The organism is Nocardioides sp. BGA-UO-ETr-FS32, assembly GCF_059567905.1.
In genome coordinates this window covers 701,723-726,468 of sequence record NZ_JCAQOX010000014.1, presented here as the reverse complement: position 1 = coordinate 726,468, position 24,746 = coordinate 701,723, and the positions used below count along the sequence as shown (strand labels likewise).

The window sequence follows — 24,746 nt, the reverse complement described above, 5'->3', positions numbered from 1 at the left end:
CCGGCGGACCGTGCGACCGGTCAGCCGACTTTGCCGTCGAGCTCGACCTCCACGACCCGCTCCTCACCTCCGCGGACCACGGACATCTCCACGGTCTCGCCCGGCAGGTGCGTACGGATGGCCACGATGAGCGCGATGCCGTCGCTGACCGGCTGGTCGTCGACCGCCACGATCACGTCGTCGGCCTCCAGCCCGGCGCGGGCCGCCGGGGTGTCGGGCATGACCTCGGTGATGGTGGCTCCCTCCGCGTCGGGCTCGCCGCCCGTGCGGACCTGGGCGCCGATCACGGGGTACTCCGCCTTGCCCGTGCGCAGGATCTGGTCGACGGTCGTGCGGACCTGCTCGATCGGGATCGCGAAGCCCACGCCGATGTTGCCCGACTCGCGGGTCGCGCCCCCGGTGGTGGCGATGGCGGAGTTGACGCCCACCACCTCCCCGGCGAGGTTGACCAGCGGGCCGCCGGAGTTGCCGGGGTTGATCGCGGCGTCGGTCTGGACGGCGTTGATGTAGGACGACTCGTCGTCGGACTCGCCGGACGTGGTGACGGGCCGGTTGAGCGCGCTGACGATGCCGGAGGTCACGGTCTGGCTCAGGCCGAGGGGCGCGCCGAACGCGACGACCGACTCCCCCACGTTGAGCGCCTGGGAGGCACCGAGCGCCGCGGGCTCGAGACCGTCGGCGCGGTCCACGGACAGGACCGCGAGGTCGTAGACCGGGCTGCGCCCGACCACCGTGGCCTCGAGGCGCTCCCCCGACTGGCCGATGACGAGGATCGGGCCTTCGCCCTCGGCCGCCGAGGCCACCACGTGGTTGTTGGTGACGACGTGGCCGTCGCGGTCGAGCACGAAGCCCGACCCGGTGGCCCCGCCGGCCTGACCGTCGAGCTCGGCGACGATCTGGACCGTGCTGGGCAGCAGCGCCTGCGCGACGGCAGCGACCGAGCCGTTCTCCGCGTCGAGCGGAGCGGCGGCCCGGGTGCGTACGCCGCCGAGGCCGTTGTCGTTGGTGCCGCGCTGCGAGGCCAGCTCGTCCTGGAGGGCACCGCCGGCGAGGCCGCCGAGGATGCCCACGACGAGCGCCAGGCACGCGACGGCCGGCCACACCCAGAGCGCCAGCTTGCGCGTCGGGGCGGGCGGGGCGGCGTACATCGGGCGCGGCGGGTAGGGCCCGGGACCGGGCCCGAACCAGCCGGGGCCCGGGTGCTGGCCCGGGCTCTGCATCGGCACCGTGGGGGCAGCCTGCTCGCGTCCTGAGCCGCCGTACGGGGCGGGGTGCGGCGGGGGGCCGGCGAGCATGCCGCTCGGCGCCGCGTCGCTCCGGGCGCCGTAGGCACGGCCCTCGGGCTGGACGGCGGGCTCGGCTGTGGGCTCGGCAGTGGGCTCGGCTGTGGGATCGGCCGTCTCGTCCGCGGACTGCGTGGCCCGCCAGCCGGCGAGCGGCTGGGTCGGCTCCTCGAGCGCAGGCTCGTCACGGACCTCGTCGCGCGGCGCGTCGGTCGCGTCCGCGGGCTGCTGGTCCGGGGCCTGGTCGTGGGGCTGGTGCTCGGGCTGGTGCTCGTCGCTCACGGGACGATCTTCTCCCGGATCGCCACGAGGCGCTCGGCCAGGGGCGTCCGGGAGGGTGAGACCGGGCCTCGCGCGGAGCGGTCGTCGACGTTGACGACGGGGCTCACCGGGCTCACCGGGGTCGTCGGCCGGCTGAGGTCGGTCACGGGCGGCCGGGGCTCGACGCGGGGGGTGCCGGCGACGCCGAGCGCAAGCACGCCGACGACGCACGCGCTCGCCGCACCGCCGCCGATGGCGACCAGTCCGCGCCGTGGACGGTGGGACGAGGTCGCGAAGGGCGTGGCTGCGAGGGCCGGTCCGGAGGTCGGCTGGAGCGAGGAGCAGCGTCCGACCAGGGCGGACTTGAAGTCGCGGGACGGCTGCCCGGCCTCGAAGGAGAGCTGGGCGAGCTGGGTCTTGACCCAGCCCTCCTGCTCCACGAGGTCACGGCAGGCGTGGCAGGAGTGGACGTGGTTCCAGCAGCGCTCCTCCTCGTCCGGCGCGAGTCGGCCGTCGAGCAGTGCGCTGACGCGGGCTCCGAGGTGCGACATCACGACACCTGTCCGCGCGGCTGGGGCGCGATCGGCCCGGAGTAGCGCGAGCGACCGGCGGCGGGCTCGCGGTGGGCCAGCGCCTTGCGGAGCATCGTGCGACCGCGGTGGATGCGCGAGCGCACGGTGCCGAGCTTGGCGTCCATGATCTCCGCGATCTCCTCATAGCTCAGGCCCTCGACGTCGCACAGCACGACGGCCGCGCGGAAGTCGGGCGGCAGCGTGGCCAGGGCGGTCTCGATGTCGTCGTCGAAGGTCTGGTCGGCGACGGCGAGCTCCGGGGCCGGCGAGGTGCTCGTGAGCCGGGACGCGCGCTCGTCGGAGAGCGGGTCGAACCGGATCCGCTGCTTGCGGCGCGCGCCGTCGAGGAACAGGTTGGTGGTGATGCGGTGCAGCCAACCCTCGAAGGTGCCGGGGGTGTAGCCGTCGAGCGAGCGGAAGACGCGGACGAAGACCTCCTGCGTGAGGTCCTCGGCGTCAGGACGGTTGCCCGTGAGGCGGTAGGCCAGGCGGAAGACGCGGTCGGAGTGCTGCTCGACGACCTCGTCCCACGTCGGCACCGCTCCGGCACTGGGGGTGGTGTCGACCTGCTCGCCCACGTGAGCTCCCTGGCTCGTCTTCCTCGACCGCAGCTGCAACGGTTCGCTGTCCTTCCTGACGCTAGGCATCGCGCCTGAGAGTTCCCTGTGAACCACATGCGCTCCGGCCAAGAAACTCCCTACCGGATCACAGCACCCAACGAGCGAGGGCACGCGTGTGTTCCCGGCCACCTACGGGGTCTGCCGCGCGATAGAGTCGCCGCGTGCCGAACCACACCCCGCCGATCAAGCCCGCGAGCTGGTCCTACGCCGAGTCGTTCGTGGCCGAGGACGACATCCTGGCCGCCGCCCGCAGTCGCGCCGACGAGGTCGGCGTGGCTCCCGTCGGGTCCGGCGTCGGCGCCGCCCTGCGCTTCCTCGCCTCGGTGCTCGACGCCCGCGCGGTGGTCGAGATCGGCACCGGCACGGGCGTGTCCGGCCTCTGGCTGCTGCGCGGCATGCGCGCGGACGGCGTGCTCACCACGGTCGACATCGAGGCCGAGCACCAGCGTCTGGCCAAGGAGACGTTCACCGAGGCCGGCATCCCCGGCAACCGCGCCCGTACGATCGCCGGCGCCGGGCTCGACGTCCTGCCGCGCCTCACCGACGGCCACTACGACCTCGTCTTCTGCGACGGCGACAAGCGCGAGTACGCCGCCTACCTCAAGGAGGCGCTCCGGCTGCTGCGCCCGGGCGGGATCGTGACCTTCGACAACGCCCTGTGGCACGACCGCGTCGCCGACCCCGCGCAGCGCGACGAGGAGACCGTCACCATCCGTGACCTCGGCCGCACGATCCTCGAGCACGAGGCGCTCGTGCCGGTCCTGCTGCCGGTCGGCGACGGCCTGCTGGCCGCCAAGAAGGAGTGGGCCCCCGAGGCCTGACCGTTCACCGGGCACTTCGTGCCCGTCCCGGGAGCCGACCGGGCACTTCGTGCCCGTGTTCGGGCACGAAGTGCCCGCTCGCGTCGCCTGACGGGCACGAAGTGCCCGCTCGCGATCAGAAGTGGGAGGCCGCCACGAAGCCGTCCCAGCCCTCGGCGATCGCGACGACGTCGCACGCCTCGATAAGGATCGGCGGGCTGCCGATGATCTGCGACCCGGGCGACTCCGCGGCGCCCTCGGTGAAGGTGCGCTGGAACTCCTCGCGCGCCTCGCTGCTGGCGAAGACGTAGCAGCCCTCGAACCACTCCCCCGGCACCTGTCGCCAGGTCTTGAACCGCAGGCCGGACATGCCGGTGAAGCGCGCGTGGGACGTCTCGGCGACGTAGGCCGCAAGCCGTTGCTCGACGCCGTCCGGGGCGTCGGCGAGCGACCAGCGGACGGTGAGACCCAGCATCAGGCGATCCCGGCCAGCGGGTCGTCGGAGCCGAGCCAGGCCAGCAGCAGGCGCGGGCCCCAGCCGCTGGGGCCGGCGGTCCACTCGAAGCGGTCGGCCGGGGACTCCGCCGCCGAGGCGAAGTCGACGTGGGCCCACGGCACATCGCCGGCGAAGTGCTGGAGGAACAGCGCGGCGGTGATCGCGCCCGCGCCGCCCGCGGCGTTGTCGCCGTCGGCGATCTTGGAGGCGACCTTCTCCTCGTAGTCGGCGACCAGCGGCATCCGCCAGACGTCCTCGCCCGACGCGGCTGCCGCGGCCTCGACCTGCTCGGCCATGCCCTCGTGGTTGGCGAAGTAGCCGCCGGTCCACTGGCCCAGCGACACCTTCATGGCGCCGGTGAGGGTCGCGATGTCGAGCAGCGCGGCCGGCTCGACCTCGCTGACGGCGTACGCCATCGCGTCGGCGAGCACCAGGCGGCCCTCGGCGTCGGTGTTGTTGACCTCGGAGGTGCGCCCGCCGAAGTGGGTGATGACGTCGCCGGGGCGCATCGCGGAACCGCTGATCGCATTCTCCGCGGCCGGGACCAGCCCGACCACGCGGACCGTGCAGTCGACGTCGCGGAGCGCGGCCATCGTCGCGATGACGGCGCCGCCGCCGCTCATGTCGCGCTTCATCGTCAGCATGCCCTCGCTGGGCTTGATGTCGAGACCGCCGCTGTCGAAGGTGATGCCCTTGCCGACGAGCACGACGGTGGGCAGCTTCTTCGACGACGACCTCGTGGCACCGCGCGGGGTGTAGTCCATCCGGATGAGGCGTGGCTCGTTGACCGATCCGCCGCCCACGGCGAGGATCCCGCCGAAGCCCTCGGCAGCGAGCTGCGCGGCGTCCCAGACCTCGACCTCGAGACCGGCGGCCTCGCCGATCTCGATGGCCTGCTCGGCCAGCCATTCCGGCGTCTTGAGGTTGGCCGGCACCGTGGCGAGGGCGCGCGAGCGCCAGCCGGCGCCGCCGAGCGCGAGGGCGCGGGCGAGCTCGTCGTCGGCGCCGTCGGTGCTGACGCCAGCGAGGACGACCCGCGCGACCGGGCGCTCCTTGGGACCGACCGAGCGCCAGTGGAAGGCGAACGAGCCGAGCATCGCGCCCACGACCACCTCCGCGAGGCCGTCGTCGGGGGCGATCGCCGCGAGCGTCGTGGCGACGCTCGCCCGGTCCTTCGTCGCGCGGGCCAGCGAGGCACCGGCGCGACGGAAGTCCGTGACCGTGGCCTCGCCGACACCGACGAGGAGCACCAGGGCGGGCCCGTCGGACGCGGGAGCCGCACCCACGGGGACCGTGGTCACCTCACCCGTGCGACCGGTGGCGCGGGCCGCCTCGAGGGCCGCCAGCAGGTCGATCCCGAGAGCCTCGGCGGCCTCGTCGGCCCCCGGGCCCAGCAGCGGCCCGTCCTCGTCGGGGAGGACGGGGAACGCCCACGCCTCCGCGCCGCCGATCTGGTGCGGCAGCGCGGGGCTGAGGGCGAACTCGGGCGGGGATACCTGTGTCGGCAGCGTGACAGTGGTGGGCACGATCAGCCGGTGACGGCCTTGAGTGCGTCACCGAGAGCCGTGGCCTCCTCGGCGTTGAGCTCGACGACCAACCGGCCACCGCCCTCGAGCGGGACGCGCATGACGATGCCGCGTCCCTCCTTGGTGACCTCGAGGGGTCCGTCGCCCGTGCGGGGCTTCATGGCGGCCATCGGCGCACCTCTTCCTGTTCAGCCATCACTGGATGTGGCTCTTCACATGCGAAACGAGGCGGCGGAGTCGTGCCTGGCCACCTCGATCGGCGTCGTACGCCTCCATTATCCCCCATGACCCGCGTGATCGGCACCACAGGGCGGACCGACGCCGGATGTTCGTCGGGCAGACTGCCGCCATGACCACTCCGCACGCCGAGTCCGGCCCCGAGTCCAGCCCCGAGTCAGCCCCCGTCCTGCTCCACGTCGAGGACGCCGTCGCGACGATCACGCTCAACCGCCCCGAGGCGATGAACGGCCTCGACGTGGCGACCAAGGAGCTGCTGCGCGACACGGTGCAGCAGGTCGCCGACGACCCGGCGGTGCGGTGCGTCGTGCTCACCGGCAGCGGTCGGGCCTTCTGCGTGGGGCAGGACCTCAAGGAGCACCTGGCGGGGCTCAAGGGCGAGGCGGACGTGCCGCTGTCGGAGACCGTCGAGGTGCACTACAACCCCATCGTGCTGGCCCTCGCCACCATGGCGAAGCCGGTCATCGCCGCCGTCAACGGCGTCGCCGCGGGCGCCGGCGCCAGCCTCGCCTTCGCCGCCGACTTCCGGATCCTCGTGGACTCGGCCGGCTACAACACCTCCTTCGCCGGGGTGGCCCTGTCGTGCGACACCGGCTCGAGCTGGACGCTCCCCCGCCTCGTGGGCCGGGCCAAGGCGATGGAGCTCCTCTACTTCCCGCGCACGGTCGACGCCGCAGAGGCGCTTGAGCTCGGGCTGGCGACGCAGGTGGTGACGGCCGAGGAGTTCCCGCAGGCTGTCGGCGCGCTCGCCGCCCGCCTGGCGGCCGGTCCGACCGTGGCGTTCGGCTCGATCCGGCAGGCCGTGGCGTACGCCTCGGCGCACCCGCTCGACGAGTCGCTGGCCTTCGAGGCCGAGAAGATGGCACTCACCGGCGGCACCGCCGACCACCTCGCCGCGGTCGACGCGTTCATGGCCAAGGAGAAGCCGGTCTTCACCGGCCGCTGACCACCCGCTGTCAGCTGCCGCGCGTGCGGTGCGCGCCCAGCACGCCGAGGACCTGACGCGGCGCCTGCACCGTCATCCGGTGGCGTGCGGGCCGCGCGCCGTACTCGATCGTCAGCGCCGACCCGGCGAAGCGGTGGTTGAACCACATCGTCATCGTGCCGTGGCACAGCCCGCCGCAGTCGAGCCGCGTGCGCGGCAGCCGCAGGGCCCGCGCGAGGCGCCGCGCGAAGCCGGGCTCCTTGGTGTCGGTGTCGATGCCGTGCAGCGGCTGGTGGAAGCTGAGAACCCGGCGCGGGTCGACCTCCTCGAGGAAGCGCATGACGGCTCGCGTCTCGGGCTCGCTGGCGGGCCGGGGCCCCGACTCGTACCTGCCGTCGAGGTCCTTCCACCGGTGCGGGAAGTTGCGGTTCAGGTCGACCCCGCGGGCGTTGTGGCGGGTGCCGCGGGCCAGGCCGTCGGGGTTGTGGGTCGGCACCACCCAGAGGTCCACGCCGCGGATCGCCCGACCGTCGCGGAGGGTCTCGAGGATCCGGCGGGTGTGCGGCTCGTCGCCGTGCATGGTGGAGATCAGCACGATCCGCCGCTTGCCCGGCTCGCCGAGGCGCCAGGCGCGGATCGGCCGTCCCTCGACCGAGTGGCCGATCGTGCGGACCTCGACGACGGCCGGCCGGTCAGGGGGTGCGGCCGCGGTCGCGGGGGCCGGCACCCACGCGCCGGCCAGGGCGAGCGCGGCGGCGTACGCGCCGAGGACGCGTCCCATCACACGGCGGCGGTCAGGTAGGCGTAGGTGAAGACGAGCACGCCGACGACCATGCCGAGGTGGGCGAGCAGGGACAGGCCCGGCCCGTCGCTCCAGCCGTCACCGGCCGCCTCGGGGACGTGCCGGCCCTTGGCGGGCAGCCACCTGGCGAGGATCAGCAGCCCGCAGATGGCGGTCAGCCACCAGAAGGCGACGGCCGCGATCCCGACCAGCGGGCCGCCGACGAGGGTGTCCTCGGGGAACACGAGCACGCCGAGCCACAGCACGATGGCGATCATCCCGGCCACGAAGTGCGTGCGGGGGAGCCGCCGGCTGATCGAGAACCGGCCGGCCGCACCGTCGCCGCTGAGGCGTAGCCGGGTCAGCACGATCGCCACGGCGGCCAGGGCCGTGAGGATCCACACGACGACAGGGAACGACATGACGCGGCAGTCTGCCCTAGTCGCGCGACGGCTCGCCAGACGAGCCGGACGAGCCGGACGGGTCCGACGGGTCGGACGGCGGGCCGGAAGGTCCGGCGCGGTCCTCGAGCTCGGTGGCCAGCCGCGCGAGCAGGGCGTCGACGTCGGACATCCGGTAGCCGCGCAGCGCCAGCGGGAACCGTACGGTCCGCAGGTCCTGCGCCCCGATCGGGCGGTCTGCGGGCAGCACGACATCGGGACGGTCGTCGTACGCCGGGGGCATCGAGCCGCCGCGCCCGGAGGCGATCATCGCGACGCCGCCCATGGCGAGGACGACGAGGACGGCGAAGAGCCACATCATTCGGGACGCTCCGGAGCCGGGTTGGGCCAGCGGTCCTCGCGGGCGGCGACCATCAACGCCACTGCTTCGTCGACGTCGTCGGTCACCACCAGCATGTCGAGGTCGGCTGCGTTGATCTTGCCCTCGGCCAGCACGGTGTCGCGCAGCCAGTCGAGCAGACCCTGCCAGTAGGCCGTGCCGATCAGCACGATCGGGAAGGAGGTGACCTTCTGCGTCTGGACGAGCGTGAGCGCCTCGAAGAGCTCGTCGAAGGTGCCCAGGCCACCGGGCAGCACCACGAACCCCTGGGAGTACTTGACGAACATCGTCTTGCGGGCGAAGAAGTAGCGGAAGTTGATGCCCTTGTCGACCCACTGGTTGAGGCCCGACTCGAAGGGGAGCTCGATGCCGAGCCCGACACTCACTCCCCCGGCCTCGCAGGCGCCCTTGTTGGCGGCCTCCATCGCACCCGGACCGCCGCCGGTGATGACGGCGAAGCCGGCCTCGGCCAGCGTGCGGCCCGCCTGCTCGCCGATCGCGTAGAACGGGTGGTCGGCCGGGGTGCGCGCCGAGCCGAAGACCGCGATGGCGGGGCCCAGCTCGGCGAGCGCACCGAAGCCCTCGACGAACTCGGCCTGGATGCGCAGCACGCGCCACGGATCCTCGTGCACCCAGTCCGTCGGTCCCCGGGAGTCGAGCAGGCGCTGGTCTGTCGTGCCCGGCTCGACCTGGCCGCGCCGCTCCAGGATCGGGCCCTTGTAGCGGTCCCTCATCGCAGCCACTCCTTGAGGATCCGCTCGCAGCGCCCGATGTGCTCGGTGGGGACGTGCTCGTCCTGCTTGTGCGCGAACATCGGGTCGCCGGGGCCGAAGTTGACCGCCGGGATGCCGAGCTTGGTGAACTGCGCGACGTCGGTCCAGCCGAACTTCGGGGCGACCTCTCCCCCGACCGCCTCGACGAAGGCCTTGGCGGCGGGCCGGTCGAGGCCGGGCATGGCGCCCGCGGCCATGTCGGTCACGGTGACGTCGTAGCCCTCGAAGAACTCGCGGACGTACGCCTCGGCGTCGGCCTCGCTGCGGTCGGGGGCGAAGCGGAAGTTGACCTCGACGACGCACTCGTCGGGGATCACGTTGCCGGCGACGCCGCCGCGAATGCCGGTGGCGTTGAGGCCCTCGTGGTAGGTCAGGCCGTCGATCTCGGGCTGCCGGGCGACGTAGTCGTCGAGCCGGGCCAGCACGCGAGCGGCGAGGTGGATGGCATTGACGCCCTTCCAGCTGCGCGCGCTGTGCGAGCGCTCGCCCGTGGTGCGTACGTCGACGCGCATCGTGCCCTGGCAGCCGGCCTCGACCGCGGCGTTGCTGGGCTCCATGAGGATCGCGAAGTCGGCCTCGAGGAGGTCAGGGTCGCTGACGGTCAGCTTGCGCAGCCCGTTGTGGACCGAGTCGACCTCCTCGGCCTCGTAGAACACGAAGGTGAGGTCGCGGTTGGGCTCGGTGACGTCGGCGGCGAGCTTGAGCATGACCGCGTCGCCGCCCTTCATGTCGCAGCTGCCGAGGCCGTGCAGGATCCCGTCCTCGAGCCGCGAGGGCAGGTTGTCGTTGAGGGGGACGGTGTCGAGGTGCCCGGCGATCACGACCCGCTCGCCGCGGCCGAGGGCCGTACGCGCGACGATCGTGTGACCCCGCCGCGTGACGGTGAGGTGCGGCAGCGCGGACAGCGCCGTCTCGACGGCGTCGGCGATCTCCTGCTCCTCGTGGCTGACGGAGAAGATGTCGACGAGCTGCTGGGTCAGCGTGACGACGTCCGCGGACAGGTCGAGGTGGGTCATGGCTCGATTCAACCAGCCGGGCCGGCCATCAGGCGCGGGCGACCTCCACCGCGACCTCGGGCGCGTCGGCGTACGACACCACCGTCGCGAGCGTCTCCTCGGCGATCAGGGCCTCGTGGGTCCGGGCGGCGGCGAGCGTCGCCTCCGGGCCCGCGAGCGTGAGCGAAATGCGGTCGCTGACCTGGAGGCCGGCGTCCTTGCGGGCCTGCTGGACCGCGCGCACCAGGTCGCGGGCGGTGCCCTCGGCCTCGAGCTCGGGCGTGACGGCGGTGTCGAGCACGACGAAGCCGCCGCGCGGCAGCATGCCGATCGCCATGTCGTCGTCGGAGGACCCGGCGACCGTCTCGAGCGAGTACTCCCCCTCGACCAGCGCGAGACCACCCGCAGTGACGGTGCCGTCCTCGGCCACCGACCAGTCACCCGACTTCGAGCCCTTGATCGCGAGCTGGACGTCCTTGCCGAGCCGCGGTCCGGCAGCGCGGGCGTTGACTGTGAGGCGCTGCGAGACTCCGTACGACTCCGCCTCGGGCGCGTCGGCCGCGAGCAGCGCGACGGCCTTGAGGTTGAGCTCGTCGGCGACCAGCGACTCGAACCCGGTGAGGTCGGCGTCGCTCACGACGGTCAGCCCGGACAGCGGCAGGCGGTTGCGCAGGTTGGCGGCCTTGCGCAGCGCCGAGCCCGCCGAGCAGACGTCGCGCACGGTGTCCATCGACGCGACCAGCGCCTCGTCGGCGGGCAGGTCCTCGGCGGACGGCCAGTCGGTGAGGTGCACCGACCGCTCGCCGGTGAGACCGCGCCAGACCTCCTCGGTCGTCAGCGGCATCAGCGGGGCGGTGGCCCGGCAGACGACCTCGAGCACGGTGTAGAGGGTGTCGAACGCGTCGGCGTCCTCGTCCCAGAACCGGTCGCGGGACCGGCGGATGTACCAGTTCGTCAGCACGTCGAGGAAGCTGCGCGTCGAGTCGCACGCCGCGGCCACCTCGTAGTTGTCGAGCTGGTCGGTCATCGCGGAGACGTAGTCGCGGAGCTTGGCCAGGATGTAGCGGTCCATCGGGTGGGCGCTGTCGGTGCGCCAGGTGGCGTCGTGACCGTTGTCGCCCGCCGCGTTGGCGTACAGGCTGAAGAACGACCAGCTGTTCCACAGCGGGATCAGCACCTGCCGCACCGAGTCGCGGATGCCCTGCTCGGTGACGACGAGGTTGCCGCCGCGCAGGATCGGGCTCGACATGAGGAACCAGCGCATCGCGTCCGCGCCGTCACGGTCGAAGACCTCGCGCACGTCGGGGTAGTTGCGCAGCGACTTGGACATCTTCTGCCCGTCGTTGCCCAGGACGATGCCGTGGCTCAGGCACGTCGAGAACGCGGGCCGGTCGAAGATCGCGCCGGCCAGGACGTGCATCGTGTAGAACCAGCCGCGGGTCTGGCCGATGTACTCGACGATGAAGTCGCCCGGGAAGTGGTGCTCGAACCAGTCCTTGTTCTCGAACGGGTAGTGCACCTGCGCGAAGCTCATCGAGCCGGAGTCGAACCACACGTCGAGGACGTCGGTGACGCGGCGCATCGTGGACTTCCCGGTCGGGTCGTCGGGGTTGGGCCGGGTCAGCTTGTCGACGAAGGGTCGGTGCAGGTCCGGGTTGCCGTCCTTGTCGCGCGGCAGCGTGCCGAAGTCGCGCTCGATCTCCTCGAAGGAGCCGTAGACGTCGACGCGGGGGTGGTGCTCGTCGTCGGACTTCCACACCGGCACCGGGCTGCCCCAGAAGCGGTTGCGGGTGATCGACCAGTCGCGGGCGTTCTCCAGCCACTTGCCGAACTGGCCGTCCTTGATGTGGTCGGGCACCCAGCGGATGTCCTGGTTGAGCGCCATCAGGCGCTCCTTGACCTTGGTCACCTCGACGAACCACGACGAGACGCCCTTGTAGATCAGTGGCTGCCGACAGCGCCAGCAGTGCGGGTAGGAGTGGTCGTAGGTCTCGCGGCGCACGAGGACGGTGCCGGGGGTGACGGACCCGAGGTCACCCTCGCCCCGCGTGGCGGCCTTGAGGTGGTCGATGATCTGCAGGTTGGCGTCGAAGACCTGCATGCCCTCGTAGTCGGTGACGGGGAAGGTGAAGCGCCCGTCCTTGCCGACCGGCATGACCGCCTCGATGCCCTCGCGGTCGGTGACGACCTTGTCGTCCTCACCGAACGCGCCGGCGGTGTGCACGAGGCCGGTGCCGTCCGTGGTCGTCACGAACTCGGCGGGCACGAGGCGGAACGCGCGCTCGTGGCCGGCGTAGTAGGAGAACGGCGGGGCGTACTCCAGGCCGACGAGGTCGGCGCCCGTCCCGCGCCAGGTGAACTCGGGCTCCTCGCCCAGCTCGCGGGCGTACGACGCCAGGCGGGCCTCGGCGATGAGGTAGCGCTCCGGGGTGCCGGTCGGGCCGTCGGACTCCACCACGACGTAGTCGATGTCCTCGCCGACCATGACCGCGAGGTTGGACGGGAGGGTCCAAGGGGTCGTCGTCCAGACGAGGACCTTGACGCCCCTGAACGGTCCCTCGGTGGTCACGTCGTAGCCGACGGTGACCGCCGGGTCCTGGCGCATCTGGTAGACGTCGTCGTCCATGCGCAGCTCGTGGTTGGACAGCGGCGTCTCGTCCTGCCAGCAGTAGGGCAGGACGCGGAAGCCCTCGTAGACCAGGCCCTTGTCGTGCAGCTGCTTGAAGGCCCAGATGACCGACTCCATGAACTCGGGGTTCATCGTGCGGTAGTCGTTGTCGAAGTCGACCCAGCGCGCCTGGCGGGTGACGTAGTCGCGCCACTCGCCGGTGTACTTCAGGACGCTCTGGCGGCAGGCCTCGTTGAACTTCTCGATGCCGAGCTCGACGATCTCGTCGGTGGTCTTGATGCCGTTGAGGCGCATCGCCTCGAGCTCGGCGGGCAGGCCGTGGGTGTCCCAGCCGAAGCGGCGCTCGACGCGCTTGCCGCGCATCGTCTGGTAGCGCGGGATGAGGTCCTTGACGTAGCCGGTGAGCAGGTGGCCGTAGTGCGGCAGGCCGTTGGCGAACGGCGGGCCGTCGTAGAAGACGAACTCGTTGGCGCCGTCCTGCCCGGCATCGCGCTGCTCGACGCTCGCGCGGAAGGTGTCGTCGGCCTCCCAGTAGGCGAGCACCGCCTCCTCGATCGCGGGGAAGCGGGGGCTGCTGGCCACGGTCGTGGCGCCCTGGTCCTGGGCGGTGTGGCTGACCTTGGGGTAGGTCATCTGGGTGCTCCTCGCGCTGCGTCGTACGTCTCGGGTCTTCACCACGAGGACGATCTGCAGACCGCGGTACCACCTCGCTTGCCGCTCCCCGGCGGGGAGACGACCGCTTCGTTCCGGCTGTGTCGGGCCGTACCCGTCGGGGTCTAGTGAGGTGGCGGCCGGATCGCCGTACCCGTTCTTCCCGAGGCTCGCCGCTGATGACGGCTCAAGCGCCTGCGGCGATCGTACGGCGCGGGCTCGCGCCGCCGCCAATCGGTTCCTGGTGGAGGTGCCTGACCGCGGGCACGCGGGGTAGTCCAGTGGGTAGTGGCTGTCGGAACGGGCCATGACCGGCCACTCCTCACTGGACTCTCCCGCTCGAGAGCCACAGCCCACTGGATCACCCCAGCTGACAGGGCCAGTAGGCGGGAAACGGTCGGGCTCGCAAGCCTCAGCTCGCCAAGCGGTAGCGCAAGTAGCGTCGCCGCTGATCTGCGGTGAGCCCACGGCGGCGCGCCACCGTCGAGGTCGAGACCCACCCGGGCGGCGGGGTCAGAGTCCACCGTCGGACCTCGTGCTGGTCGCGCGCTCGACGCGCCGCTTGGTGCGCACGCTCGACGAACCCACCGAGGTCGTACCAGTCGGTGGCCAGCATGGTGACCGTCTCGAGCCCGAGATCGCGGTACGCCGCCTCCTGGTCGCGGTCGACCGACGCGCCGACGAGCGTCAGGTGGTCGCGCCCGTGGTAGAGGCCGAGCAGGCCGAGCCGCGGATCGACCAGGTCGGGGGTGCCGACGTGCTGGCCGTCGGTCGTGAAGATGGGGGCGTTGCAGCGCGGCCGGGCCAGACCCGCCCGGCGCGTCCAGACGCCTCGCATCTGCGACTCGCGCGGCGACCACGAGTTCTCGTCGGCCCCGACGAGTGCGTCGCGTGCCTGCTGGATCCCCGTCACCGGACCGAACTCGGTGACGTACGCCGAGACCTCGGCGATGCTCACCAGGTCCGAGTAGCAGGCCATGTCGAGGGCCACGACGGCGTCGCCCAGGCTGGCGGCGCGGCGCATCTCGAAGACCACCGACCTCACCGCGCGGGTGATGGACAGGCCGTCGACCACGACGATCTCTCGCGGGTCGAGGAACTCCTGGCTAACCGAGAACCCCGGCTGCGTCAGCAGGTGCCGCCTGGCGGCTAGTGGTACGTCTCGGAGCTGGACGCCGTCGCACGTGCCGTCGAACCACCTGGCCCCCTGCCAGTCCAACGCGGCCCACCCAGTGACCGCCTCGTCGTGGCGAAGGACGGCGCTCGCCTCGAGAGTTCTTTGCCGGGAGGTGACGATCACGTCGGACGGGACGACCAGCCCGCGACTCGTCGTGCGCCACTTCCTTCCGCGCGCCTGGCCACGCGTCGGACCCTCCTGACCTGACGCGTCGACGGCCACCGGACGAACCAGCCCCGGGCGGCTCGGGTGGAAGGGCGGCGGCGAGTACATAAGACGACCCTTCCCCGGCGGTCTGTCTTCGCAGCGGTCGTCCACAGGGCAAATCACCGGACGGGCAGGCGCTGCCGCGGTCCGCGGGGGGTAGTCCAGTGGGAAGTGGCTGACTTGGGTCACCGCGCCTGCGGGGGTAGTCCAGTGGACAGTGGCTGGCCTTTGGCCTCCAACGCGACCGTTGTCCACTGGAGTACCCCCGCGACGAGCCAGAACCCACTGGACTACCCAGCCGGGACGAGCCAGAACCCACTGGACTACCCCGGGCACGGAACGGTTGGGTGGTCCAATGGCGCACCCCGGGTACGACGGCATGTGGCTCCCGACCGACCAGGACCCGCGGATGCAGACGGGCCCGACGCGCGGCGAGCGCGAGTGCCTGGTCGGCTACCTCGAGCACTACCGCCAGACGCTGGCGCTGAAGTGCGACGACCTCACCGCGGAGCAGCTCGCGACCAAGCCGGTGCCGCCGTCCAACATCTCGCTGCTCGGCCTCGTCCGCCACATGGCGCGGGTCGAGCAGAGCTGGTTCCGCCGGGTGATCGACGCGCGGATGGATATCCCCCGGCTGTTCCAGGACGAGGCCGAGGACGCGGGCTTCACGTTCCCCGAGGCCGACGACGACCTCGTGCGCGCGAGCCACGCGCTGTGGCAGTCGGAGGTCGCGTACGCCCGCGAGGTGCTCGAGCGCACCGACCTCGACGCGATCGTCGACGTGCACGGGGAGCCGACCGAGGTGCGCGACATCGTCGTGCACATGATCGAGGAGTACGCCCGCCACTGCGGCCACGCCGACCTCGTGCGCGAGTGCATCGACGGTCGCGCCGGGCAGTAGGCCACCACCCGGGCGGGTGGAACGGCCTCCGTAGGCTGTCCGCGTGACTGCTGCTTCCGGCTACGCCCTGCTGACCCTGCACACCGGCTCGTCCGGCGACACCGTCCTCGACGCGTGGTTCCCCTCGCCCGTCCTCGGCGCGACCGAGGGCGACGCACCCGCGGAGCTGACCGCGCTGGAGGGCGACGACGAGGCGCGCGGCGTACGCCGTGAGGTGCGGCTGGTCGAGATCGCCGACCTCGACGACGCCCCGGCCTCGACCGAGGACGTGTGGCTGCGGCTGCACCTGCTGTCGGCGCGACTGGTCAAGCCGCACGGGCAGAACCTCGACGGGATCTTCGGGCTGCTCACCAACGTCGTGTGGACCTCCGCCGGCCCGTGCGCCGTCGAGGGATTCGAGGCGACCCGCGCCCGGATGCGCGCGAGCGGCCAGCACGTCACCGTCTTCGGCGTCGACAAGTTCCCGCGGATGGTCGACTACGTCGTCCCCTCCGGCGTACGCATCGGCGACGCCGACCGCGTCCGGCTCGGCGCCCACCTCGCCGAGGGCACGACGGTGATGCACGAGGGCTTCGTGAACTTCAACGCCGGCACGCTCGGCACCTCGATGGTCGAGGGCCGCATCTCCGGCGGAGTGGTCGTCGGCGACGGGTCCGACGTCGGCGGCGGCTCCTCGATCATGGGCACGCTGTCGGGCGGCGGCAAGGAGGTCATCTCCATCGGCGAGCGCTGCCTGCTCGGCGCCAACGCCGGCATCGGCATCTCGCTCGGCGACGACTGCGTCGTCGAGGCCGGCTGCTACGTCACCGCCGGCACCAAGGTGACGGTGTCCGACCTGGACGGCAAGCCGCGCGTGGTGAAGGCGGCCACGCTCTCGGGCGTCGACAACATCCTGTTCCGCCGCAACTCGGTCAGCGGCGCCATCGAGGCGGTGCCGTGGAAGGGCGAGGGCATCGCCCTCAACGCCGCGCTGCACGCCAACTAGCCGTGCCCTCCCTCCGTACGGCCGCCGTCGGCGCCGTGGTGGCCCTCGGCGCCGCGGCGACCGCACTGGTGCTCGTCGACCGGGGCGGCGTGCCGCGGATCCTGGACACCAGCGGGTGCACCGCCGAGGTCGACGGCCACACGGTCGAGGTCGACCTCGAGCAGGCCGAGAACGCCGCGCTGATCACCGCGATCTCGGTCGAGCGGGGTCTCCCTGCCCGGGCCGCGAGCATCGCCCTCGCGACGGCCTACCAGGAGTCGAAGCTCTACAACATCGACTACGGCGACCGCGACTCCGTCGGGCTGTTCCAGCAGCGTCCCTCCCAGGGCTGGGGCAGCGTCAGGCAGCTGACGGACCCGGTCTTCGCGACGAACGCGTTCTACGACGCGCTCCAGCAGGTCGACGGCTACGACTCGATGGAGATCACCGTCGCCGCCCAGGAGGTGCAGCGCTCGGCCTACCCCGACGCGTACGCCGACCACGAGAAGGACGGACGGGCCCTCGCCTCCGCGCTGACCGGCAACTCCCCCGGCGCGCTGTGGTGCGACGTGCCGGGTGACGCCGACGAGGCGAGCGACGACATCGACGCGAGCGGGCTCGTCGACCGCGCGACGGTGGTGCGCGAGGACCTCGAGGCGCGCTTCGGAACCCTCTCCCTCGGGGGCTTCGAACCGGGTGGTGTGTCGAGCGGGCACATGGAGGGCTCGGCCCACTACGAGGGCCGCGCGATCGACGTGTTCTTCCGGCCGATCAACCCCGAGAACAAGAAGCGCGGCTGGGCGATGGCGTCCTACCTCGTCGCCAACGCCGACCGGCTCGACATCAAGACGATCATCTTCGACGACCGGATCTGGCGCGCTGGGTCGTGGGCGGGCGACGGCTGGCGCGACTACCGCGTCCCGTCGTCCTCCGGTGGGGACCGGGCGATCCTGGAGCACCGTGACCACGTGCACGTGGACGTCTTCGACTAGGTCCGGCTCGGCCCGACCCCGGGGCTTGTCCCTCCCACGCGTCCCCTGCGCCCGTCGAGTCCCCGCTCGAGCGGGGAGTCCGTCACTTGGAGGCCTGTACAACCCCCGCGAGGTGTCGGACTACCCCCACAGGATCGGTCTCAGCCGGCGAGGCGCGCGACCGCCGCGGCGACCCGCTCGTCGGTGGCGGTGAAGGCGACGCGTACGTGCTCACGACCCGAGGGGCCGTAGAACTCGCCGGGAGCCACGAGGATGCCCTGCTCGGCGAGGGCCGCGACGGTCTGCCAGCAGTCCTCGCCGCGGGTCGCCCAGAGGTAGAGCGAGGCCTCGGAGTGGTCGATGCGGAAGCCCGCCGACTCCAGCGCGGCGCGCAGCGACGTACGGCGGGCGGCGTACCGGGCGTGCTGCTCCTCGACGTGGGCGTCGTCGTCGAGGGCGGCGATCATCGCCCGCTGCTGCGGCCCGGGCATCTGGAGGCCGAGGTTCTTGCGGACGGCGAGCAGCTCGCCGACGAGGGCCGGGTCGCCGGCCAGGAAGGCGCAGCGGTAGCCCGCGAGGTTGGAGCGCTTGGAGAGCGAGTGGACCGCGAGGATGCCGTCGAGCGAGCCCCCGTTGACCCGCGGGTCGAGGATCGACAGCGGCGAGTCGCCCTCCCAGGCGCACTCGATGTAGCACTCGTCCGAGACCAGGATCGTGCCGCGCTCGCGGCACCAGTCGACGACCTTGCGGAGGTGCTCTATCGGCAGCACCCGCCCACTCGGGTTGGCAGGGCTGTTGAGCCACAGCAGCCGCGGGGTGCGCGGTCCGAACGCGGTGAGCGAGTCGGTGGCGAGGCTGTCGGCGCCGGCGAGGGCGGCGCCGACCTCGTAGGTCGGGTAGGCGAGGGCGGGGTAGCCGACCAGGTCACCGGGCCCGATGCCCAGGTGCAGCGCCATGGAGCCGATGAGCTCCTTGGAGCCGATCACCGGCAGCACGCCGTCGAGCCCCAGGCCGGTCACGCCGTGGCGGCGGGCCAGCCAGTCGATGACTGCCTGGCGCGTGGCCTCCAGCCCGATCGTGGTCGGGTAGCCCGGCGAGTCCGCCGCCGCCCGCATCGCGTCCTGGACGACGGCGGGGGTGGGGTCGACGGGCGTGCCCACCGACAGGTCGCAGACCCCGTCGGAGTGGGCGCGCGCCGTCGCGGCGTACGTCGTGAGCTTGTCCCAGGGGAAGTCGGGGAGGCGCTGCGAGACGAGTGGCTTCAAGGCTCGCTCCGCTCGCACCTCAACCACCGATGGAACAGGTCACTCGTCGTGCTCCTGCGGGGGCAGCGCGGCGACGAGCTCGTGATCCTTGTCGATGACGCCCATCTTGGCGGCGCCGCCGGGCGAGCCGAGGTCGTCGAAGAAGTGGACGTTGGCGTCGTAGTAGCCCTTCCACTCCTCCGGGGTGTCGTCCTCGTAGAAGATCGCCTCGACCGGGCAGACGGGCTCGCAGGCGCCGCAGTCGACGCACTCGTCGGGGTGGATGTAGAGCATCCGCTTGCCCTCGTAGATGCAGTCGACGGGACACTCGTCGACGCACGCGCGGTCCTTGAGGTCGACGCACGGCTGGGCGATGACGTAGGTCACCAGGTCCTCCTGAAGGCGGGTGGGCACGGATGGGGAACGTGTCCGATCACTCTAGTATCCGGCGGGTGCCCGACACGTCAGAACCCCACCCCGGCGAGACGACCGGCCGCCACACGCTCGGACCGCACGTCGTCGGGCAGCGCGTCGTCGTACGCCGCCTGCTGCCCGACGGCCGCGCCACCGACGTGCTGGGCACCTGCACGGCGTGGGGCGCGGACTCGCTCACCGTCGACCGCGAGGGGCACGGTCCGGTGACGATCCCGCTGGCCGAGGTGGTCACGGGCAAGCCCGTGCCGCCGCGGGCGTCCGTACGGGCGCGGGTGTCCGCGCAGGAGGTCGAGCGACACGTCTCGGCGCTGTGGTCGTCGATCACCACCGAGCCCCTCGGTGAGTGGTTGCTGCGCGCCTCTCCCCCGCACGGCGGCCGCCTGCGGCGCCGGGGCAACTCGGCGCTGGCCATGCTCGAGCCCGGCATCGGGTGGGTCGACGCCGCCTGGGGCGTACGGCGCTTCTACGACGCGCTCGACCAGACGCCGACGGTGCAGGTCCAGCGCGGGTCGCAGGTGGAGCAGACCCTCGCCCCGCTGGGGTTCGGGCCGATGGGCGACGGCGACGCGCACGCCCAGCTGGCGTCGGTGGCACGCGCCCTCCGCTCGGTCCGGTCCGTGGCCCCCGACGTACCGGCGGAGCTCGACGAGGCGCCAGGATCCGTCGCGGTCTCGCTCGGCTCCGGTGTGGCGACCGGGCGCGGCGTCCTGTCCGGCGACTGGCTCCTCGTCGAGTCCCTCGCCGTCGACCCGGCCCACCGGCGTCGGGGCCTGGCCACCGCCGTGCTCGCCGAGGTCCTCGACTGGGGCGCCTCGCTCGGCGCTACCACGGCGCTGCTGCACGTCGAGACCGCGAACCCGGGCGCGATCGCGCTCTACGAGCGGCACGGCTTCGTCACCCACCACACCAACCGCTACCTGGTGGCGCGCTGACGAAAACCGGTCGCACCGCGTCGCCCGGCCGACCTAGGCTCGCTCCCGACGGCTGCGGGGCCTGACGAACCCCCTCCCCTGCCGGGGCAGCGCAGCGGCCGTCCGCGCGTACGGCGTCACCGACGAGAGGCCGGCACCCCTCGGGGCCGCCGGCGAAGGTGTGGTGGCACCGCGACCCAGCCCAGCGCCCACACCTCCGGGGCCCCTTGACGACTGGGGCCTCTCGAGCTTGCTCGAGAACACCCAGTCGGCTGAGGAATCCGACCCTGGAGGACACCATGAGAACGCTCTGCCACGACCTGCCCGCGACCACGCCCGGCGAGGAGGTCACCCTCGAGGGCTGGGTGCACCGTCGCCGCGAGCTGTCGCGCGTCACGTTCCTGGTTGTCCGTGACCGCAGCGGGCTGGCGCAGGTGGTGCTGCCGCCGGGGACCGTCGTCCCGCCGGAGGAGACGACCGTACGGGTCACCGGCACCGCCACCGCCAACCAGCAGGCGCCCGGTGGCGTGGAGGTCACCGGGGCGCGGGTGGAGCCGCTCACCGCCGACGCCGACACCCCGCCGGCCGAGCTGTGGCGGCCCGCCCTCGACGTGTCGCTCCCGACCCTGCTCGACCACGCGCCCGTGCTGTGGCGCCACCCCGCCCAGCGGGCGCGGTGGGAGCTCGCAGCCGCCTCGCTCCGCGGCTTCCGGTCGACGCTGGACTCGCTCGGCTTCACCGAGGTGGCGACCCCCAAGCTCGTCGGGTCGGCGACCGAGTCCGGCTCCTCGGTCTTCGAGGTGGACTACTTCGGCCGACCCGCCTACCTCGCGCAGAGCCCGCAGTTCCACAAGCAGCAGCTGGTCGGCGTCTTCGAGCGCGTCTACGAGGTGGGCCCGGTGTTTCGCGCCGAGCCGCACGACACCGTCCGCCACCTCGCCGAGTACCGCTCGCTCGACGTCGAGCTGGGGTTCATCCGCGGCCACCGGGACGTCCTGGCCGTCCTGCGCGAGGTGCTCGCCGGCATGGTCGCCGCCGTCGTCGACTCCCCCGCCGCCGTCGCCCGTACGGGGGCGCGGGTGCCCGTCGTGCCCGAGGAGGTCCCGGTCGTCCACTTCGCCGACGCACTCGCGCTGGTCGGCGCACCGGCCGACGAGCCGGACCTGGCTCCCGAGCACGAGCGCGCCCTCGGGGAGTGGGCGCTGGCCGAGCACGGCAGCGACTTCGTGGCGGTCGAGGGCTACCCGATGGCGAAGCGTCCGTTCTACACGCACCCGCAGCCGGGCGACGAACGATGGTCCAACAGCTTCGACCTGCTCTTCCGCGGCCTCGAGCTGGTCACCGGCGGCCAGCGGCTGCACCGGGTCGCGGACTACGAGCGCGCCATCGCCGCCCGCGGCGAGGACCCGGCGGCGTACGGCTCCTACCTCCAGGCGTTCCGCCACGGGATGCCACCGCACGGAGGCTTCGCGATCGGGCTCGAGCGATGGGTGGCGCGGCTCGTGGGCGCGGCGAACGTCCGCGAGGTGACGCTCTACCCGCGCGACCTGCACCGGCTGGCGCCCTAGGGGCTACTCGTCGACGGCGTCGGGGTTGGTGCAGATGACCGTGTCGCTGGGGGTGTAGGTGGTGCTGAACACCTCGTCCTCGCGGGTCTCGGTGTTCTCGCCGACGGGCCTGAAGTAGCGCACCACGTCGATGTCGAAGCCGCCGTAGCCCTCGTTGGGGTGGCAGGTGAGGTCATCGATGCGCCGGGTCTTGGGCTTGGTGATGTTGTAGCGCTCGCCCGTGGTGGTCGTGATGTCCCAGTACTTCGTGGAGTACATCGTCACGGTCACCGCCCCCGACGACGACGGCGTCGAGTTGGTGAACGAGGTGTCGATGAGCACGCCGTAGGGGGTGTCGTTGGTGAAGCGCAGGTCGACGGCGCCCCAGGCCACGGTGGCCTCGCGGCCGACCGGGTAGCGGTCGATGTAGAACGAGTGCGGCTTGTGCTCGACGTCCTCGAGGCCGGCGAAGAACATCGCGTTGAACAGGGTCGTGGCCATCTGGGAGACGCCACCGCCGAGGTCCTGCACCAGGATGCCGTCGTTGATGACGTAGCCCTTGGTGAAGCCGTTGGCCTCGGTCCGCTCGCCCACGGTGTCGTTGAGCGAGAAGGTCTCGCCCGGCTTGAGCAGCGTGCCGTCGATGATCTCCGCGGCGCGGCCGATGTTGACGTTGCGGTACTCGGCGTAGGGGAAATAGGTCGTGAACGTCGAGACGCGCTCGCGGACCCGGAGCGCACGGGCGTCCTTGGTGGTGAACTCCGGCTTGGCGACCTGGGCGGACAGCGTGAGCGTACGTTCGCCCTGCGGGGCGGCGGCCACGCCGAGGAAGCCCGCCTCGAGCTCGGCCGCGTCGAAGGTCACACCCGGCTTGGCGGGCACGACCTGCGGGGTGCCGTCGACGAGGGCGACGCTCGCGTCGACGGGCGCACCCTGCGTCACCCTGCTGCCGACGACCTCGGTCAGCTTCGCGGCGTCGAGCGTGGGGACCAGCTCGCCGTCGACCGGGGCGAGGGTGAGGGCGGCGGTGTAGTCGGCCGGGGACAGCTTGACCTGCGACCCCTCGAAGGCGAGGGTCACCGGCGCGGCGACCGCCGGGGAGGCGAAGCCGTCGAGCGCCTCCTGCACGTCGGTGGCGTCGATCGCGGGCGCGACGTCGGTCATCTCGAGGGCGACCGCGTCGGGACTCTCCTCCAGGAACGCCTCCTCGAGCGCGTCGAGGGTGTCGCTGGGGTCGAGGGCCTGCCCCGCGCGGGGCTCCCTCGTCCTGATCTGGGCGCCGTCGAACCGGATCGCGCCGTCGCGGGCCACGGCGCCGTACTGCTCGTCGAGACCGGCGCGGAAGGCGTTGTAGGCGGTCTCGTCGACCTCCACCTCGGCCTCGAAGGCGTCACCGCCGGTGAAGTAGTTCCACAACCGGGCAGGGTCCCAGCTCCGCTCGCCTCCGGCCTCGGCGACCGAGGCCTCGTAGTCGACGGAGAGGCCCGCCTGGGCGGGGTCGACCGCCACCTGCTGGCCGTCCACGGTCGTCGCGATGTCGCGGGACACCCGGTCGGCGAGCCCGGCGCGCAGGCGCTCGGCGGCCTCGCTCTGCGGGTGGCCGCCGATGCGGACACCGGACACCGTCGTGTTGCGCGGGACCTTGTCACCGGCAACGTAGTGCGCGGCGACGTAGAGCCCGCCGAACAGCACCACGATCCCGAGGAGCAGCCACAGCACGACCTTGGCGCCCGCCTTCTCGCGGGGCTGCGCGGCACTGGTCTGGTTCTTCGGCACGCGGCGAGTTTAGGTGGCCGACCCCCGAAGTCCCGGATCCTCGGCGCGCCCCCCGTACGCCGGGCGGGGGCCGCGCACGGTCACCACCGCCGCGACGAGCAGCACCGCCGAGCCCGCCAGGAACGACAGGCCGGCGGCATCGGCCCCCACCAGGAACCCGCCCCCCGGGCCCTCCAGCGCGCCGCGCAGGACCGGTGCGCACCAGCCCAGCGCGAAGGCCACCCGCACCGCGCCGGCGGGCAGCCAGACGAGGACCACGAGGGCCGTGCCGAGGGCCAGGACCAGACCCCACCAGCGGAGGTGGAGGACGGTGCCGGCCGCACCTGAGACGCCGCCGACGGCGGCTGCGACGATGCCGCCGAGGAGGGTCAGCAGCGGCCTCACAGTCCGGCGAAGAGGTCCTCCTCGAACCCGTCGGCGTCGGCCGGCCCGGGGGTGCCCTTGACGAGGCGGTAGAACTCCTCGGACCACCACGAGTGACCGCTCTCGGCGCCGGCGAAGAAGTGCCCGTCGGTCCTCACCTGGGTCTCGTGCTTGGCCAGGGCGTCCATCTTGCGCTGGACCGTCGCGGCACCGTCCACGCGTGCGCTGATGAGCTCGTCGGGGGTCACGAAGGGCGGCAGCTTGCCGTCCGGCTCCATCCCGGCGAACGTCTCGGTGTCGCCGGCCTCGCGCAGGGCGCGCAGGCTCTCCCGCATCCGCGACTCGCTCATCGCGGTCCAGTAGATCTTCGCGATGTCGTGGGGCTCACCGAGGTCGAGGCGGTAGGACGGGACCGCGGCCAGCTGCGCGGCGTACATCGCGACCCGGTGGGCCTGGATGTGGTCGGGGTGGCCGTAGCCGCCGAACTGGTCGTAGGTGACGAGCACCTGCGGGCGCACCTCGCGGATCACCTCGACGAGCTCGTCGGCGGCCTCGGTGAGGTCGGCGTTCCAGAACGCGTTGTCGGGGACGAACTCGCCGGCGACCGCATGGCCGTCCTCGTGCCACGCCATGCCGGAGTCGTGGAACCGGCCGAAGCCGCCGAGGAAGCGGTGGTCGGTGACGCCGAGGACCTTCATCGCCTGCTCGAGCTCGTGGCGACGGCGCTCGCCGAGGCCGCCCTTCTCCTCGTAGGCGAGGTGGGAGAGGTCGGGGACGAGGACCTCGCCCATCTCGCCGGCGGTGCAGGTGACGAGGGTGACGCCGACCCCGTCGTCGACGTAGCGCGCCATCGTGGCGCCGTTGTTGATGCACTCGTCGTCGGGGTGGGCGTGGACGAGCAGCATGCGGCGGTCGGTCATG

Annotated in this window: 25 protein-coding genes; 7 read left to right on the top strand and 18 right to left on the bottom strand. The window is 72.3% G+C overall.

The window, feature by feature from the left end; genetic code table 11:
* Window positions 1–20: 20 nt before the first annotated feature.
* From AC57BS_RS13285 to sigE, 3 genes are read right to left on the bottom strand one after another with little or no spacing between them, the layout of a single operon-like run.
* Complete coding sequence (locus tag AC57BS_RS13285; protein WP_496411920.1) at window positions 21–1,565, bottom strand: S1C family serine protease; 1,545 nt, start codon at window positions 1,563–1,565, stop codon at window positions 21–23.
* Complete coding sequence (locus AC57BS_RS13280) at window positions 1,562–2,095, bottom strand: anti-sigma factor family protein (protein WP_496411919.1); 534 nt, start codon at window positions 2,093–2,095, stop codon at window positions 1,562–1,564. The genes AC57BS_RS13285 and AC57BS_RS13280 overlap by 4 nt, the downstream gene beginning before the upstream one ends.
* Complete coding sequence (gene sigE, locus AC57BS_RS13275) at window positions 2,095–2,694, bottom strand: RNA polymerase sigma factor SigE (protein ID WP_496411918.1); 600 nt, start codon at window positions 2,692–2,694, stop codon at window positions 2,095–2,097. Before sigE ends, AC57BS_RS13280 begins: the two co-directional genes overlap by 1 nt.
* Before the next feature lie 203 nt (window positions 2,695–2,897).
* Here sigE and AC57BS_RS13270 point away from each other — a divergent pair, with 203 nt between their 5' ends.
* Window positions 2,898–3,557: an O-methyltransferase gene (locus AC57BS_RS13270; protein WP_496411917.1), complete on the top strand. Its 660-nt coding sequence runs from the start codon at window positions 2,898–2,900 to the stop codon at window positions 3,555–3,557.
* A 115-nt stretch (window positions 3,558–3,672) separates the two neighbouring features.
* Here the strand turns inward: AC57BS_RS13270 and AC57BS_RS13265 are convergent, their stop codons facing one another.
* Genes AC57BS_RS13265 through AC57BS_RS13255 form a run of 3 tightly spaced genes read right to left on the bottom strand, consistent with a single transcriptional unit; the run spans window position 3,673 to window position 5,728 of the window.
* A complete protein-coding gene (locus AC57BS_RS13265) occupies window positions 3,673–4,011 on the bottom strand; it encodes a hypothetical protein (RefSeq protein WP_496411916.1) in 339 nt (112 codons plus the stop codon).
* Window positions 4,011–5,558 carry a leucyl aminopeptidase family protein gene (locus AC57BS_RS13260; RefSeq protein ID WP_496411915.1) on the bottom strand — a complete coding sequence of 516 codons (1,548 nt, stop codon included), beginning with the start codon at window positions 5,556–5,558 and terminating at the stop codon, window positions 4,011–4,013. Before AC57BS_RS13260 ends, AC57BS_RS13265 begins: the two co-directional genes overlap by 1 nt.
* Before the next feature lie 2 nt (window positions 5,559–5,560).
* Window positions 5,561–5,728, bottom strand: coding sequence for a DUF3117 domain-containing protein (locus tag AC57BS_RS13255; protein ID WP_496411914.1), 168 nt, complete (start codon window positions 5,726–5,728; stop codon window positions 5,561–5,563).
* 179 nt (window positions 5,729–5,907) lie between these two features.
* Here AC57BS_RS13255 and AC57BS_RS13250 point away from each other — a divergent pair, with 179 nt between their 5' ends.
* Window positions 5,908–6,741 (top strand): enoyl-CoA hydratase/isomerase family protein, encoded by an 834-nt coding sequence (locus tag AC57BS_RS13250; RefSeq protein WP_496411913.1) that lies wholly within the window; start codon window positions 5,908–5,910, stop codon window positions 6,739–6,741.
* A 10-nt stretch (window positions 6,742–6,751) separates the two neighbouring features.
* Here AC57BS_RS13250 and AC57BS_RS13245 read toward each other — a convergent pair whose 3' ends face one another.
* From AC57BS_RS13245 to AC57BS_RS13215, 7 genes are all read right to left on the bottom strand, one after another.
* On the bottom strand, window positions 6,752–7,501 hold the full coding sequence (locus tag AC57BS_RS13245) for a M14 family zinc carboxypeptidase (RefSeq protein WP_496411984.1): 750 nt from the start codon (window positions 7,499–7,501) through the stop codon (window positions 6,752–6,754).
* The gene (locus AC57BS_RS13240; RefSeq protein ID WP_496411912.1) at window positions 7,501–7,923 is read right to left on the bottom strand and encodes a hypothetical protein; all 423 of its coding nucleotides are present in this window, start codon (window positions 7,921–7,923) and stop codon (window positions 7,501–7,503) included. The genes AC57BS_RS13245 and AC57BS_RS13240 overlap by 1 nt, the downstream gene beginning before the upstream one ends.
* A 16-nt stretch (window positions 7,924–7,939) precedes the next feature.
* Window positions 7,940–8,263 (bottom strand): DivIVA domain-containing protein, encoded by a 324-nt coding sequence (locus AC57BS_RS13235; protein WP_496411911.1) that lies wholly within the window; start codon window positions 8,261–8,263, stop codon window positions 7,940–7,942.
* The gene (locus tag AC57BS_RS13230) at window positions 8,260–9,015 is read right to left on the bottom strand and encodes an LOG family protein (protein WP_496411910.1); all 756 of its coding nucleotides are present in this window, start codon (window positions 9,013–9,015) and stop codon (window positions 8,260–8,262) included. Before AC57BS_RS13230 ends, AC57BS_RS13235 begins: the two co-directional genes overlap by 4 nt.
* On the bottom strand, window positions 9,012–10,070 hold the full coding sequence (dapE, locus tag AC57BS_RS13225) for a succinyl-diaminopimelate desuccinylase (RefSeq protein ID WP_496411909.1): 1,059 nt from the start codon (window positions 10,068–10,070) through the stop codon (window positions 9,012–9,014). The genes AC57BS_RS13230 and dapE overlap by 4 nt, the downstream gene beginning before the upstream one ends.
* Before the next feature lie 28 nt (window positions 10,071–10,098).
* Window positions 10,099–13,311 (bottom strand): isoleucine--tRNA ligase, encoded by a 3,213-nt coding sequence (gene ileS / locus AC57BS_RS13220; protein ID WP_496411908.1) that lies wholly within the window; start codon window positions 13,309–13,311, stop codon window positions 10,099–10,101.
* A 430-nt stretch (window positions 13,312–13,741) separates the two neighbouring features.
* On the bottom strand, window positions 13,742–14,779 hold the full coding sequence (locus AC57BS_RS13215) for a hypothetical protein (RefSeq protein ID WP_496411907.1): 1,038 nt from the start codon (window positions 14,777–14,779) through the stop codon (window positions 13,742–13,744).
* A gap of 289 nt (window positions 14,780–15,068) precedes the next feature.
* Here AC57BS_RS13215 and AC57BS_RS13210 point away from each other — a divergent pair, with 289 nt between their 5' ends.
* The 3 genes from AC57BS_RS13210 to AC57BS_RS13200 are packed head-to-tail and all read left to right on the top strand — an operon-like array spanning window position 15,069 to window position 17,570.
* Window positions 15,069–15,614, top strand: coding sequence for a DinB family protein (locus AC57BS_RS13210; RefSeq protein WP_496411906.1), 546 nt, complete (start codon window positions 15,069–15,071; stop codon window positions 15,612–15,614).
* A 43-nt stretch (window positions 15,615–15,657) separates the two neighbouring features.
* Window positions 15,658–16,599, top strand: coding sequence for a 2,3,4,5-tetrahydropyridine-2,6-dicarboxylate N-succinyltransferase (gene dapD, locus AC57BS_RS13205; protein WP_496411905.1), 942 nt, complete (start codon window positions 15,658–15,660; stop codon window positions 16,597–16,599).
* A 2-nt stretch (window positions 16,600–16,601) separates the two neighbouring features.
* Complete coding sequence (locus AC57BS_RS13200; protein WP_496411904.1) at window positions 16,602–17,570, top strand: VldE C-terminal domain-containing protein; 969 nt, start codon at window positions 16,602–16,604, stop codon at window positions 17,568–17,570.
* A gap of 140 nt (window positions 17,571–17,710) precedes the next feature.
* Here AC57BS_RS13200 and dapC read toward each other — a convergent pair whose 3' ends face one another.
* Both dapC and fdxA read right to left on the bottom strand, forming a co-directional pair.
* A complete protein-coding gene (gene dapC / locus AC57BS_RS13195) occupies window positions 17,711–18,814 on the bottom strand; it encodes a succinyldiaminopimelate transaminase (RefSeq protein ID WP_496411903.1) in 1,104 nt (367 codons plus the stop codon).
* 39 nt (window positions 18,815–18,853) lie between these two features.
* Window positions 18,854–19,180: a ferredoxin gene (gene fdxA / locus AC57BS_RS13190; RefSeq protein ID WP_056604759.1), complete on the bottom strand. Its 327-nt coding sequence runs from the start codon at window positions 19,178–19,180 to the stop codon at window positions 18,854–18,856.
* 65 nt (window positions 19,181–19,245) lie between these two features.
* On the opposite strand from fdxA, the gene AC57BS_RS13185 reads away from it, so the two are divergent.
* Entirely contained in the window at window positions 19,246–20,160 is a 915-nt protein-coding gene (locus AC57BS_RS13185) for a GNAT family N-acetyltransferase (RefSeq protein WP_496411902.1), read from the top strand.
* Window positions 20,161–20,438: 278 nt separating this feature from the next.
* Entirely contained in the window at window positions 20,439–21,707 is a 1,269-nt protein-coding gene (gene aspS / locus AC57BS_RS13180; protein ID WP_496411901.1) for an aspartate--tRNA(Asn) ligase, read from the top strand.
* A 3-nt stretch (window positions 21,708–21,710) separates the two neighbouring features.
* Here the strand turns inward: aspS and AC57BS_RS13175 are convergent, their stop codons facing one another.
* Genes AC57BS_RS13175 through mshB form a run of 3 tightly spaced genes read right to left on the bottom strand, consistent with a single transcriptional unit; the run spans window position 21,711 to window position 24,745 of the window.
* Window positions 21,711–23,462 (bottom strand): VanW family protein, encoded by a 1,752-nt coding sequence (locus AC57BS_RS13175; RefSeq protein ID WP_496411900.1) that lies wholly within the window; start codon window positions 23,460–23,462, stop codon window positions 21,711–21,713.
* Between the two features lie 9 nt (window positions 23,463–23,471).
* Window positions 23,472–23,846, bottom strand: a complete 375-nt coding sequence (locus AC57BS_RS13170) for a hypothetical protein (protein WP_496411899.1) — start codon at window positions 23,844–23,846, stop codon at window positions 23,472–23,474.
* Window positions 23,843–24,745 (bottom strand): N-acetyl-1-D-myo-inositol-2-amino-2-deoxy-alpha-D-glucopyranoside deacetylase, encoded by a 903-nt coding sequence (gene mshB, locus AC57BS_RS13165; protein WP_496411898.1) that lies wholly within the window; start codon window positions 24,743–24,745, stop codon window positions 23,843–23,845. The genes AC57BS_RS13170 and mshB overlap by 4 nt, the downstream gene beginning before the upstream one ends.
* Window position 24,746 lies beyond the last annotated feature (1 nt).

Bases quoted from the DNA above. Each gene is read 5' to 3' on its own strand.
- AC57BS_RS13280 (WP_496411919.1), bottom strand. From the start codon at position 2,095: ATGTCGCACCTCGGAGCCCGCGTCAGCGCACTGCTCGACGGCCGACTC.
- AC57BS_RS13265 (WP_496411916.1), bottom strand. From the start codon at position 4,011: ATGCTGGGTCTCACCGTCCGCTGGTCGCTCGCCGACGCCCCGGACGGC.
- AC57BS_RS13255 (WP_496411914.1), bottom strand. From the start codon at position 5,728: ATGGCCGCCATGAAGCCCCGCACGGGCGACGGACCCCTCGAGGTCACC.
- AC57BS_RS13250 (WP_496411913.1), top strand. From the start codon at position 5,908: ATGACCACTCCGCACGCCGAGTCCGGCCCCGAGTCCAGCCCCGAGTCA.
- AC57BS_RS13245 (WP_496411984.1), bottom strand. From the start codon at position 7,501: ATGGGACGCGTCCTCGGCGCGTACGCCGCCGCGCTCGCCCTGGCCGGC.
- AC57BS_RS13240 (WP_496411912.1), bottom strand. From the start codon at position 7,923: ATGTCGTTCCCTGTCGTCGTGTGGATCCTCACGGCCCTGGCCGCCGTG.
- AC57BS_RS13235 (WP_496411911.1), bottom strand. From the start codon at position 8,263: ATGATGTGGCTCTTCGCCGTCCTCGTCGTCCTCGCCATGGGCGGCGTC.
- AC57BS_RS13230 (WP_496411910.1), bottom strand. From the start codon at position 9,015: ATGAGGGACCGCTACAAGGGCCCGATCCTGGAGCGGCGCGGCCAGGTC.
- dapE (WP_496411909.1), bottom strand. From the start codon at position 10,070: ATGACCCACCTCGACCTGTCCGCGGACGTCGTCACGCTGACCCAGCAG.
- ileS (WP_496411908.1), bottom strand. From the start codon at position 13,311: ATGACCTACCCCAAGGTCAGCCACACCGCCCAGGACCAGGGCGCCACG.
- AC57BS_RS13215 (WP_496411907.1), bottom strand. From the start codon at position 14,779: ATGTACTCGCCGCCGCCCTTCCACCCGAGCCGCCCGGGGCTGGTTCGT.
- AC57BS_RS13210 (WP_496411906.1), top strand. From the start codon at position 15,069: ATGGCGCACCCCGGGTACGACGGCATGTGGCTCCCGACCGACCAGGAC.
- aspS (WP_496411901.1), top strand. From the start codon at position 20,439: ATGAGAACGCTCTGCCACGACCTGCCCGCGACCACGCCCGGCGAGGAG.
- mshB (WP_496411898.1), bottom strand. From the start codon at position 24,745: ATGACCGACCGCCGCATGCTGCTCGTCCACGCCCACCCCGACGACGAG.